Here is a 12000-nt window from a genome sequence, read left to right as displayed (position 1 = left end):
TGTACTCACCCTCTCGGGCTTTCCTCCGGGCTTCCCTTCGGTGTTTCCGACTCTATCAGATCCTTTCGGCGTCCGATTCCCGGTCGGCGGGATTGTCTTCCCGGCTGTTGGGCCGTTCCGACGAGTGAGACTTTAGCGGATTCCCGGCCCCCGAGCTAATCGGGGGCCGCGTCCTTTCGAACGCGGATTCCTCATTTCGCAAATATGCACGCCAAAACACACGACGACGGGTCGCCGATTGCTGGCTGATACTTGCGGAATGGCTGTCCGGGGACCGACCGGAGTCGGCGCTCACGTCGGACAACTCGGAGAACATTACGTACCGGGCCGGGGTGTGTCAACTCGCTGCGGGCGGGCCCCCTGCGGGCGTAGGCTGGCCGACGTGATGACGCGTACGTGCACCCAGCTCTGGTGGGCCGCCTGACAGGCGGCCGTACTCACGTATGCACTCAACGGCCGCCGCCTCGGCGGCCGTTCTCGTATCTCCCTCCAGGACTCCGAGGGCCGGCCGACCGGGACGGCGGTCTCGACCTGGAGGTGGAGTAGAGATGACGCGAGTCTTCAGCGGGGTCAAGCCGACCGGACATCTGACGCTGGGGAACTACCTGGGGGCCATGCGGCAGTGGGCCGCGGTGGACCAGCACCGGGCGGACTCCCTGTTCTGCATCGTCGATCTGCACGCGCTGACCGTGGTCCATGATCCGGCCCGGGTACGCAGGCTCAGTCGTCAGGCGGCGACGTTGTTGCTGGCGTCAGGGCTCGACCCCGAGCTGTGCACCGTGTTCCTGCAGAGCCATGTCGACGAGCACACCCGGCTGTCGTACGTGCTGGAGTGCGTGGCGACGGACGGCGAGATGCGGCGGATGATCCAGTACAAGGAGAAGTCCGCGCGGGAGCGTGAGCGCGGTGGGAGTGTGCGGCTGTCGCTGCTGACGTATCCGGTGCTGATGGCGGCGGACATCCTGGCGTACGGGGCGGACGAGGTGCCGGTCGGGGACGACCAGACGCAGCACGTCGAACTGACGCGGGATCTGGCGGTGCGGTTCAACCAGCGCTACGGCCACACGTTCGTGGTGCCGAGGGCAACCCCGCCGAAGGTGGCCGCGCGGGTGATGAACCTGCAGGACCCGACGTCGAAGATGGGGAAGTCGGACGACTCGGGGCCGGGGATCGTCTATCTGCTGGACGAGCCGGACGTGGTGCGCAAGAAGGTGATGCGGGCCGTGACCGACAGCGGGCAGGACGTGGAGTACGACCGGGAGGCCCGGCCGGGGGTCTCGAATCTGCTGGAGATTCTCGCAGCGTGCACGGGTGGGAACCCTGAGTCACTGGCGGCCGTTTACGACTCGTACGGCTCTTTGAAGAAGGACACCGCCGAGGCCGTGGTGGAGGTTCTCCGGCCCGTGCAGGCCAGGCACAGGGAGCTGTGTGCGGATCCTGGCTATCTGGAGGGGGTGCTGCGGGATGGTGCGGAGAAGGCCCGGGCGATGGCCCGGCCGATCGTCGACACCGCCTATCGGGCGATCGGGTTGCTGCCGCCCGTGGCGGAGCCTTCGCTGAGCTCACTGGGCGCCGCTCGCTAGCCGTGGGGCGGCGGGGTGGCCCGCCGCCTTCGCGGTGTCGTGGGTGTCAGTCCTTCTTGCCGGAGGCGAGTTCGCGGCTGCGGTCGCGGGCGGCCTCGAGTGCGGCGATGAGCGCGGCGCGGACGCCGTGGTTCTCCAGTTCACGGATGGCGTTGATCGTCGTACCCGCCGGGGAGGTGACGTTCTCGCGGAGCTTGACGGGGTGTTCGCCGCTGTCGCGGAGCATCACGGCGGCGCCGATCGCGGACTGGACGATGAGGTCGTGGGCCTTGTCGCGGGGCAGGCCGAGCAGGATGCCGGCGTCGGTCATGGCTTCGACCAGGTAGAAGAAGTACGCCGGGCCGGAGCCGGACAGGGCGGTGCAGGCGTCCTGCTGGGACTCGGGGACGCGGAGGGTCTTGCCGACGGCGCCGAAGATCTCCTCGGCGTGGGCGAGGTGTTCGGCGGTGGCGTGGCTGCCGGCGGAGATGACGGACATGGCCTCGTCGACGAGGGCGGGGGTGTTCGTCATGACGCGGACGACCGGGGTGCCTGCGGCGAGGCGCTCCTCGAAGAAGGAGGTGGGGATGCCTGCGGCTCCGCTGATGACCAGGCGGTCGGCGGGGATGTGCGGGGCCAGTTCGTCCAGGAGGGCGCCCATGTCCTGTGGCTTGACCGTGAGGATCAGGGTGTCGGCGGTCTTGGCGGCCTCGGGGTTGGTGACCGGGGTGACTCCGTAGCGGCTGCGGAGTTCTTCGGCGCGTTCGGGGCGGCGGGCCGTGACCAGGAGGTCGGCGGGGGCCCAGCCGGCCCGGATCATTCCGCTGAGCAGGGCTTCGCCGATCTTGCCGGTGCCGAGGACTGCGACTTTCTGGCTCATGCGGTTCAGTTTGGCACCGGGGTCGGGTGTGCGGGTCGGTTGTCCGGCAGGCGGAATGTCGGTCGGCGGGTGGGCCCGCGGCTATGCCGTGCGCCGTCGCAGCGTCGCTGCCCCGAGTGCCAGGACCAGCACCGCGCAGCCCGCCACGATCGAGACGTCCCGTACGAACGTCGCCGTCATGTCCGTGTGGTGGAGCACCTCGTTCATGCCGTCGACGGCGTAGGACATCGGGAGGACGTCGGAGATGGCCTCCAGTACGGGGTGCATGTTGGAGCGCGGGGTGAAGAGGCCGCAGAGGAGGAGCTGGGGGAAGATCACCGCGGGCATGAACTGGACCGCCTGGAATTCCGAGGCCGCGAAGGCCGAGACGAAGAGGCCGAGGGCCGTGCCGAGCAGGGCGTCGAGCAGGGCGACCAGCAGGAGCAGCCAGGCTGAGCCGGTGACGTCCAGGCCGAGGAGCCAGACGGAGAGTCCGGTGGCGAGGGCCGACTGGACGATGGCGAGGCCGCCGAAGGCGAGGGCGTAGCCGGCGATGAGGTCGGCCTTGCCGAGGGGCATGGCGAGGAGGCGTTCGAGGGTGCCCGAGGTGCGTTCGCGCAGGGTGGCGATGGAGGTGACCAGGAACATCGTGATCAGCGGGAAGATGCCGAGCAGGGAGGCGCCGATGTTGTCGAAGGTGCGCGGGCTGGCGTCGAAGACGTAGCGCAGCAGGATCAGCATCAGGCAGGGGACGAGGATCAGCAGCGCGATGGTCCGCGGGTCGTGGCGGAGCTGACGCAGGACGCGGGCCGCGGTGGCCGTGGTGCGGGCGGCGTTCAGGGCGCTGGTGCGCGCGGCGGGGGTGGCAGGAGCGGCGGGCGCTGCCGGTGTGGTCGGGCTCATCGGGTCGTCTCCTTGGTGCGGTCCGCGGCGTCGGCGTCGTCTGTTCGGTCTGCTTCGTCGACGAGGCGGAGGAAGGCGGCCTCGACGGTGTCGGTGCCGGTACGGGTACGCAGGGCGTCCGGGGTGTCGTCGGCGAGGATCCGGCCTTCGCGCATGAGGAGCAGGCGGTGGCAGCGCTCGGCCTCGTCCATGACGTGGGAGGAGACGAGGAGGGTGGCGCCTCGGGCGGCGAGGTCGTGGAAGAGGTTCCACAGGTCTCGGCGCAGGACGGGGTCGAGGCCGACCGTCGGTTCGTCGAGGACGAGGAGTTCGGGCGTACCGAGGAGGGCGACGGCGAGGGAGACGCGGCTGCGCTGGCCGCCGGAGAGGTTGCCGGCGAGGGCGTCGGCGTGGCTGGTGAGGTCCACGTCGGCGAGGACGCGTGCGACGTCCTGGCGGCGTTCGGGGGCGGCGCGGCCGGGGTCGAGGATCGCGGCGAAGTAGTCGAGGTTCTGGCGGATGGTCAGGTCGTCGTAGACGGAGGGGGCCTGGGTGACGTAGCCGACGCGGCTGCGCAGGGTGGGGTGGCCGGCGGGGTGGCCGAGGACGTCGAGGGTGCCGGCGACCTTGGCCTGGGTGCCGACGATGGAGCGCATCAGGGTGGACTTGCCGCATCCGGAGGGGCCGAGCAGGCCGGTGATCTGGCCGCGCGGGACGGTGAAGCGGAGGTGGTGGAGGACGGTGCGGGGGCCGCGTACGACGGTGAGCTCTTCGGCGTGGACGGCGTCCGGTGCGGTGGGGTGGGGTGGATCGGGCGCATAATTCATCATGCGGTGAATAATCTTCCCGGCGGCCGGTGCCGTCAAGGGGAGGAAGTAGGTGTGCCGCACACGAAAGCGGCGGCCCGGGAAGGAACCGGGCCGCCGCTGCCACCGGCGAGGTTGACGAGGTTGACGAGGTGTCGGATCAGGGCTTGGTCGCGACGAGCAGAAGCACGTCGTACGTCTCCTCGACCACACCGTCCGGGAAGACCTTCAGCAGATGGCCGCGCTCTTCCTCCAGGAACGCGTTCCTGCGCTCCTCGGCGGTGACGAGGAAGGCCGAGTGGCTGCCGATGTTGGCGAGGTGGGTGTCGATCGGGACACGACGGCTCCAGCGGACCTCGCGGCGGGTGAACCGGAGGCGGCCGCTGGGGTCGGCGCCCTCGGTGCGGTCTCCGGCCTTGCGCTTCTCGGCGGCGATGTCCACCCCGAAGAACCGGCCGGTGCGGTCGGCGGCCTCGGCGATCCACTCGATGTCGAGGGCGTCGGTGTTCCACCACAGTGCCAGCGCACCGCCCGGCCGCAGCACGCGCAGCGCCTCCGGCACCGAATGCGCGGTGTCGGTCCAGTGCCAGGCCTGGGCGTAGGTGAGGAAGTCGGCCTGGGCGTCGGCGACGGGAAGGGCGTTGCCGTTGCCCCGCACGATCGGGATGTGCGGCAGGGCACGACGGAACTCGGCGGCCATGCCCTCGCCGGGCTCGACCGCGAGGACGTCGGCGCCGCGGGCGTCCAGCAGGGTGGTCGCGATCCCGGTCCCGGCACCGACGTCCACGACCCGGGCCCCGGACAGCGGCCGGCCGGCCAGCTCCTCGACGGTGTCGAAGAGGGCAGGCGGGTAGGAGGGGCGGTTCGCGGCGTACTGGGCGGCTGCGGCGTTGAAGGAGTGCGCGCGCAGTGCGGGGGACGGGGCGGCCGGTTCCGGGGTGGCTGAGGTCGTGGTCATGGCGCCATAGTGCGCGAGGCTGGGTGGGAGGAGACAGCGGGTTTGTGGGCGAGAGCAGCGCGTTTCGGCCAGGCACATCGCTCTGTGCGGACACACCGCTTGCCGGTTCACGGGCTTTACGGCTTACCGGCTTTACGACTTACCGGCTTTACGGTTCACCTTTGTCCGTCGCGGGTTAGCGCCGCTTCTTCTTCGAGGGGTTGCCCGTGCGCCGGGAGGACCGGCGCTCGTACTCCTCGCGGGCCTTCTCGTACTCCTCGCGATGCAGCTTCTCGCCCGGGGCCTCGGTGAGGGAGCGGAAGAAGTAGGCGAGCAGGGAGCCGACGAAGCCGATGGCGAGCAGGCCGCGCAGGGAGGCCTGGCGCTGGGGATCGTGGCGCCGACCGAAGCCCGCCCAGGTGTTGCGGAAGGCGAGCGCGCTGCAGATCGCGAACATGACGACGACCAGCACGGTCACGAAGGCGCCGGTGTCGGCGATCTGGATGCCCTCGTAGGCGAAGTTCAGGACCAGGCAGGAGACGGCGGCCGCGGCGAGGGAGCCGACGGCCACACCGGCTCGGCGGGCCGCGTACCCGTTGTCGTGGTTCACCCAGGAGGTGCCGAAGAAGCGGAGGGGCTCGGGGCGGGGGCCGCCCTGGGCCGTGCCGCCCGGGGAGCCCGCCGGGGTGTCCGGGGTGCCGGTCTCGTCGCTCACGGGACGATTATGGCTCCGGGCGGGGGCGGGCTCTTCGCCGGGTCAGCTGCAGCGAGCGGCGACGTAGCCGTCACTGCCGGTCTGGACGAAGGCGTCCGAGACGTACTCACCGTTGCCGATGTTGTCCCAGATGTTCGAGGTGCCGTACGGGCCGGCGATGGTGGTGCCCGGCGACTGGCAGTAGATGTGGACCTTGGCACCCTCGGGCAGGACGCGGACGAGGTTGTAGCTGGTGCCGGGCCCGCTGCGGACGTTCAGGCGTACGCCCGGGGCGACCGAGTAGTAGCGCAGGGACTCCGTCGCGACCGCGGCCGTCGCGCGGCTGTTGTCCTCTTCTTCGACTTCTTCGACGCGCTCGACAGACATCGAGTGCCTCCCCCCATTGTCCCCATGACTGTCATGGGGTCACGTTGATTCCCCTGAAGCGAATTGCGAAACACCTGTACGCAACTCGCATGCAGACGCTAGCAAGCCGCCTCTGTCTCGTACGAGTCATCGACTAGGCTCCGTGCGTCGCGCGCGCGGACGAACAGCACGGGGGTGGTCCATGACGCCACAGCGCAACACCGGAGCGGGCGCGGAAGCGGAACTTCCCGAGTACGCCGGTCAGTACCACCTGGAGTCGTGTCTGGGCTCCGGTGGCATGGGCGTGGTGCATCTGGCCCGGAGCACCTCGGGACTGAGGCTCGCGGTGAAGGTCGTACACGCCGAGTTCGCCCGGGATCCCGAGTTCAGGGGGCGTTTCCGGCAGGAGGTGGCGGCCGCTCGGAGGGTGAGCGGTGCCTTCACGGCGCCGGTGGTGGACGCCGACCCGGAGGCCGAACGGCCCTGGATGGCCACGCTGTTCATTCCCGGTCCGACCCTCTCCGAACATGTGAAGCGGAACGGTCCGATGCCGGCGGCGCAGCTGCGTCGGCTCATGGCCGGGCTCGCCGAGGCGTTGCGCGACATCCATCGGGTGGGGGTCGTGCACCGGGATCTTAAGCCGAGCAACGTGTTGCTCGCCGAGGACGGGCCGAAGGTCATCGACTTCGGCATCTCCCGACCCAAGGACAGCGAACTGCGGACCGAGACCGGGAAGTTGATCGGGACACCGCCGTTCATGGCGCCCGAGCAGTTCCGGCGGCCGCGGGAAGTGGGATCGGCGGCGGACATCTTCGCCCTCGGGTCGGTGCTGGTGCACGCGGCGACCGGGAGGGGGCCGTTCGACTCCGACAGCCCGTATGTGGTCGCCTACCAGGTGGTGCACGACGAGCCCGACCTGACCGGGGTGCCGGAGAGTCTGGCGCCGCTGATCCTTCGCTGCCTCGCCAAGGAACCCGACGATCGGCCGACTCCCGACGAGCTGATGCGGGAGCTGCGGTCGGTGGCCGCCTCGTACGACACACAGGCGTTCATACCGGCGCAGCGGGCGAGTGAGGACGGCCGAGAGCCGAAGGCCGGAGCCGAACAGGCCGTGGAACACCCTGCGGAGCGGTCCGAGGAGCGGTCCGCGAGACGCCGTCGCCCGGGGAGGCGAGTGGCAGCCCTGGGCGCCGCGGTGCTCGGCCTGGCCCTGCTCGGCTCCCTGGTCTCGGTACGGCTGTTCGAGGGCAGCCGGCCCACACCGCAGCACGGGAGCCCGCGGACGGTGTCGACGGCCTCCGCCGGCTGGACGGCCGAACCGGTCGGGGCGGACAAGGGCATGCCGCAATGCTCCTACGGAGCCGGGAAGTTGATCTGCGCCCAGCCCGGTGCGGTGTTCGCCGTGTCCCCCGCCGACGGCACCCTGTTGTGGCGGCACTCCGTCGCCACGCAGACCACGAGCGAACCGCCCGTGGTCTCCGCCGGTCTCGTGCAGCCCTATACGAACGGTGGGTCACGTCTGGCGGCTCTCGCCCCCGCCTCGGGCAAGCAGGTCTGGGAGCGGAGCCTGCCCCCGGACACGACGATCCGTTACGCGGGCGGCATGGCCCTGCTCACGCGCGCCGACGGGACGGTCACCGGGGTGGACGCGGCGACCGGTGCGGCGAAGTGGCAGCGCGGGTTCACCGGTCAGGGCGCACCCGCCTTCCTCTCGTTCCCGGGGGACTCGTCGGTCTACGCGGCCCGTACGTCCGGTGACGGCTCCAGCACGCAGGTGACCGCGGTGGATCCGCGCACGGGGCACGTACGGTGGGACGTCCGGCTCGCCGGAGCTCTGAGGCCGTTCGGTGCCCGGGGCGGCTCGGTGTTCTTCCTCTCCGTCGACAGCGTCTACGGACAGACCAAGGAGGTCGTTCGCTACACGGCCGCCTCCAGGCAGACGAGCCGGGTGAGGTTGCCCGTCGCGCTCGACGACGCTCACGCGACCGTGCGGGGCTCCCTCGTCTACCTCCTGGCCACAGGTGGCTCCCTGGTCGCCGTCGACCTGGACGCACAGAAGCAGCTGTGGCGGCTCGAGACCTCCGTGACCCGGGGGTCGGCACCGGTCACCGACGGCGCGAGGGTGTACTTCAGCGCGGGTGACGGGCGGCTCCTCGCCGTCGACACGGCCGAGGGGAGGCTCGTCGGGCAGACCGGAGCCCGCCTCGGCAGCCACTCGGCCCGGGTTGCGGGAGCACCGCCCGCACCGGTCGTCGTCGGCCATCGCGTGTGCGCCACCGCCCCCGACGGCACCGTCTTCGCCCTCGACGCACGCGAGCCCTCGGCCTGGTGACGTGGGGAAAGGGGCCGTCCCCCTTCGGGAGGCGGCCCCTTTCCGTGAACCGGTCAGCCCAGCTTGTCCACGTCCCGCACCGCGCCCTTGTCCGCGCTCGTCGCCATCGCGGCGTAGGCGCGCAGGGCGGCCGAGACCTTGCGCTCGCGGTTCTTGGGGGCGTAGACGCCGCCGAGGGCCTGCTCGCGTCGCGTCAGCTCCGCCTCGTCGACCAGCAGCTCGATCGTGCGGTTCGGGATGTCGATGCGGATGCGGTCGCCGTCCTGGACCAGGGCGATCGTGCCGCCGGAGGCCGCCTCGGGGGACGCGTGGCCGATGGAGAGGCCGGACGTGCCGCCGGAGAAGCGGCCGTCGGTGATCAGGGCGCAGCTCTTGCCCAGGCCGCGGCCCTTCAGGTACGAAGTCGGGTAGAGCATCTCCTGCATGCCGGGGCCGCCCTTGGGGCCCTCGTAGCGGATGACGACGACGTCGCCCTCCTTGACCTCCTGGGTGAGGATGCGCTGGACGGCCTCCTCCTGGGACTCGCAGACCACGGCCGGGCCCTCGAAGGTCCAGATGGACTCGTCCACGCCGGCGGTCTTCACGACGCAGCCGTCGACCGCCAGGTTGCCCTTGAGGACCGCCAGGCCGCCGTCCCTGGAGTACGCGTGCTCGGCGGAGCGGATGCAGCCGTTCTCGGCGTCGTCGTCCAGGGACTCCCAGCGCTCGGACTGCGAGAAGGCCTCGGCGGAGCGGACGCAGCCGGGGGCCGCGTGCCACAGTTCCACGGCCTCGGGGGACGGGGAGCCGCCGCGGACGTCCCAGGTCTTCAGCCAGTCGGCCAGCGAGGGGCTGTGGACCGCGTGGACGTCCTCGTTCAGCAGGCCCGCGCGGTGCAGTTCGCCGAGGAGGGCGGGGATGCCGCCGGCGCGGTGCACGTCCTCCATGTAGTACGTGCGGTTCTTCGCGACGTTGGGCGCGACCTTGGCCAGGCAGGGGACGCGGCGGGAGACGGCGTCGATCTGCTCCAGGCCGAACGGGACGCCCGCCTCCTGGGCGGCGGCCAGCAGGTGCAGGATCGTGTTGGTGGATCCGCCCATCGCGATGTCCAGGGCCATGGCGTTCTCGAAGGCCGCGAAGGTGGCGATGTTGAGCGGGAGGGCCGACTCGTCGTCCTGCTCGTAGTAACGGCGGGTGAGGTCCATGACCGTGCGGGCCGCGTCCTCGTAGAGCCGGCGGCGGGCCGTGTGGGTGGCGAGGACCGAGCCGTTGCCGGGGAGGGAGAGGCCGATGGCCTCGGTCAGGCAGTTCATCGAGTTGGCGGTGAACATGCCGGAACAGCTGCCGCAGGTCGGGCAGGCGTTCTCCTCGATCCGGAGGATGTCCTCGTCGGAGATCTTGTCGTTGACGGCGTCGGAGATCGCGTCGACCAGGTCGAGGGTGCGGACCGTGCCGTCGACCAGGGTGGCACGGCCGGACTCCATCGGGCCGCCGGAGACGAAGACCGTCGGGATGTTCAGGCGCAGGGCGGCCATCAGCATGCCCGGGGTGATCTTGTCGCAGTTGGAGATGCAGACCAGGGCGTCGGCGCAGTGGGCCTCGACCATGTACTCCACCGAGTCCGCGATCAGGTCGCGGGAGGGCAGGGAGTACAGCATGCCGCCGTGGCCCATGGCGATGCCGTCGTCGACCGCGATCGTGTTGAACTCGCGCGGGATGCCGCCGGCCTCCTTGATCGCCTCACTGACGATCCGGCCGACCGGCTGCAGGTGGGTGTGGCCCGGGACGAACTCCGTGAAGGAGTTGGCGACGGCGATGATCGGCTTCCGGCCGATGTCCGCACCGGGTACACCGGAGGCGCGCATAAGGGCGCGGGCGCCCGCCATGTTGCGGCCGTGGGTGACTGTGCGGGACCTCAGCTCGGGCATCGTCGCTCGCTCCTTCAGAGACTGCGATCAGAGAGACTTCTGACTCCCTACGAAGCGTACGCCGCCCCTCCAAGGGCTGGACAAGGCTGTCCGGAATGCGGGACGCGTGTTTCACGGAACGCCGAGGTCGGGACCGCGCCGGCCTCAGGACCGCGTCACCCTCAGGGCTGAGTCAGATGCCCCTGCACCACCGGCGCCACCCGCGCGATGATCTGCTCCAGGTCCGCCGAGGCCAACGGCTCCAGCTTGATCACGTAACGCATCATCGCCGTGCCCACCAGCTGTGCGGCCGCCAGCTCGGCCCGCAGCTCCGCGTCCGGCAGGTCCACCTGGGCGGCGATGCGGCGCAGCAGCTGGGCGGCGACGAGGCGGCGGAAGACGGCGGCCGCGGTCTCGTTGTTCACGGCGGACCGGAGGATCGCGAGGAGGGGGGTACGGGTCGTGGGGTTCTCCCAGACGCCGAAGACGAAGCGGGTCAGCCGCTCCCCCACTCCCTCCAGCGGGCCGTCGGCCACCGCGTTCGGCGCGTTGAGCGCGGGTGCGAAGGCGACCTCGATGGCCGCCTCGAAGACCTGTTCCTTGGTGCCGAAGTAGTGATGGACCAGCGCGGAGTCGACCCCGGCGGCCTTGGCGATACCGCGTACGGACGTCTTCTCGTACCCGCGTTCGGAGAACTCCTCGCGGGCCGCGGCGAGGATCCGGTCGCGGGTGTCGGCGGACTCGGCGCGCGGCGGCCGTCCCCTTCGGCGTGCGGTCGCCCCGGTCATCGCCGGGGCACCTTCACGGCGGCGGCCAGGTGCTTGCGGGTGAAGGCCAGGGCCTCGGCGAGGTCGGCCTCGCGCTCGGCGCTGGACATCGCCCGGCGGGTGTTGACCTCGATGACGACATGGCCGTCGTAGCCGGTGCGCGCGAGGCGCTCCAGCAGCTCGGCGCAGGGCTGGGTGCCGCGGCCGGGGACCAGGTGCTCGTCCTTGGCCGAGCCCCGGCCGTCGGCGAGGTGGACGTGTCCGAGGCGGTCGCCCATGCGGTCGAGCATGGCCAGCGCGTCCGCGCGGGCCGTCGCCGCGTGGCTGAGGTCGATCGTGAAGTGCCGGTAGTCGTCCTTGGTGACGTCCCACTCGGGCGCGTAGGCCAGCATCTCGCGGTCGCGGTAGCGCCACGGGTACATGTTCTCGACGGCGAACCGCACGTCCGTCTCGTGCGCCATCCGCCAGATACCGGAGACGAAGTCGCGGGCGTACTGCCGCTGCCAGCGGAAGGGCGGGTGTACGACGACGGTGGAGGCGCCCAGCTTCTCCGCGGCCGCCCGTGCCCGCTGGAGCTTGACCCAGGGGTCTGTGGACCAGACCCGCTGGGTGATCAGCAGGCAGGGGGCGTGGACGGCCAGGATCGGAATGCCGTGGTAGTCGGACAGGCGGCGCAGGGCCTCGATGTCCTGGCTGACCGGGTCGGTCCAGACCATGACCTCGACGCCGTCGTACCCGAGGCGCGCGGCGATCTCGAAGGCCGTCGCCGTCGACTCCGGGTAAACGGAGGCTGTCGACAGCGCGACGGACACGTCCCTTGGTTCAGCCACGTCCGTCACCTTACGGGGTCGAGTGGTGAGGGGGTGGGGTGCCCGTTCGCCGTTGTGACGATCGCCATTCGAGCGGGTG

The 12000-nt window shown here is 70.7% G+C and carries 11 protein-coding genes; 2 read left to right on the top strand and 9 right to left on the bottom strand.

What is annotated here, in order from left to right:
* Positions 1 to 548 precede the first annotated feature (548 nt).
* The gene (gene trpS / locus ACIF83_RS43030; protein ID WP_393484568.1) at positions 549 to 1583 is read left to right on the top strand and encodes a tryptophan--tRNA ligase; all 1035 of its coding nucleotides are present in this window, start codon (positions 549 to 551) and stop codon (positions 1581 to 1583) included.
* Between the two features lie 46 nt (positions 1584 to 1629).
* Here trpS and proC read toward each other — a convergent pair whose 3' ends face one another.
* The 6 genes from proC to ACIF83_RS43000 form a co-directional block, all read right to left on the bottom strand.
* Entirely contained in the window at positions 1630 to 2442 is an 813-nt protein-coding gene (proC, locus tag ACIF83_RS43025) for a pyrroline-5-carboxylate reductase (RefSeq protein WP_393484567.1), read from the bottom strand.
* Between the two features lie 81 nt (positions 2443 to 2523).
* Positions 2524 to 3324 carry an ABC transporter permease gene (locus ACIF83_RS43020; protein ID WP_393484566.1) on the bottom strand — a complete coding sequence of 267 codons (801 nt, stop codon included), beginning with the start codon at positions 3322 to 3324 and terminating at the stop codon, positions 2524 to 2526.
* Positions 3321 to 4133, bottom strand: a complete 813-nt coding sequence (locus ACIF83_RS43015) for an ABC transporter ATP-binding protein (RefSeq protein ID WP_399735767.1) — start codon at positions 4131 to 4133, stop codon at positions 3321 to 3323. The genes ACIF83_RS43020 and ACIF83_RS43015 overlap by 4 nt, the downstream gene beginning before the upstream one ends.
* Positions 4134 to 4269: 136 nt before the next feature.
* Positions 4270 to 5067 (bottom strand): class I SAM-dependent methyltransferase, encoded by a 798-nt coding sequence (locus tag ACIF83_RS43010; RefSeq protein WP_393484564.1) that lies wholly within the window; start codon positions 5065 to 5067, stop codon positions 4270 to 4272.
* 175 nt (positions 5068 to 5242) lie between these two features.
* Positions 5243 to 5761: an EamA/RhaT family transporter gene (locus ACIF83_RS43005; RefSeq protein WP_393484563.1), complete on the bottom strand. Its 519-nt coding sequence runs from the start codon at positions 5759 to 5761 to the stop codon at positions 5243 to 5245.
* A 42-nt stretch (positions 5762 to 5803) separates the two neighbouring features.
* A complete protein-coding gene (locus tag ACIF83_RS43000; protein WP_393484562.1) occupies positions 5804 to 6127 on the bottom strand; it encodes an SH3 domain-containing protein in 324 nt (107 codons plus the stop codon).
* A gap of 181 nt (positions 6128 to 6308) precedes the next feature.
* Here ACIF83_RS43000 and ACIF83_RS42995 point away from each other — a divergent pair, with 181 nt between their 5' ends.
* Positions 6309 to 8438, top strand: a complete 2130-nt coding sequence (locus ACIF83_RS42995; protein WP_399735763.1) for a serine/threonine-protein kinase — start codon at positions 6309 to 6311, stop codon at positions 8436 to 8438.
* A 53-nt stretch (positions 8439 to 8491) separates the two neighbouring features.
* Here ACIF83_RS42995 and ilvD read toward each other — a convergent pair whose 3' ends face one another.
* The 3 genes from ilvD to ACIF83_RS42980 all read right to left on the bottom strand — a co-directional run bounded on the left by ilvD (position 8492) and on the right by ACIF83_RS42980 (position 11921).
* Entirely contained in the window at positions 8492 to 10345 is a 1854-nt protein-coding gene (gene ilvD / locus ACIF83_RS42990; protein ID WP_393484560.1) for a dihydroxy-acid dehydratase, read from the bottom strand.
* Positions 10346 to 10506: 161 nt separating this feature from the next.
* Positions 10507 to 11112 carry a TetR family transcriptional regulator gene (locus tag ACIF83_RS42985; RefSeq protein WP_386579601.1) on the bottom strand — a complete coding sequence of 202 codons (606 nt, stop codon included), beginning with the start codon at positions 11110 to 11112 and terminating at the stop codon, positions 10507 to 10509.
* The gene (locus ACIF83_RS42980; protein WP_399735759.1) at positions 11109 to 11921 is read right to left on the bottom strand and encodes a sugar phosphate isomerase/epimerase family protein; all 813 of its coding nucleotides are present in this window, start codon (positions 11919 to 11921) and stop codon (positions 11109 to 11111) included. Before ACIF83_RS42980 ends, ACIF83_RS42985 begins: the two co-directional genes overlap by 4 nt.
* Between the last annotated feature and the right edge of the window lie 79 nt (positions 11922 to 12000).

This window comes from Streptomyces sp. NPDC085866 (genome assembly GCF_044541035.1).
Taxonomy (GTDB): Bacteria; Actinomycetota; Actinomycetes; order Streptomycetales; family Streptomycetaceae; genus Streptomyces.
This window is presented reverse-complemented; position numbering and strand designations above follow the sequence as displayed.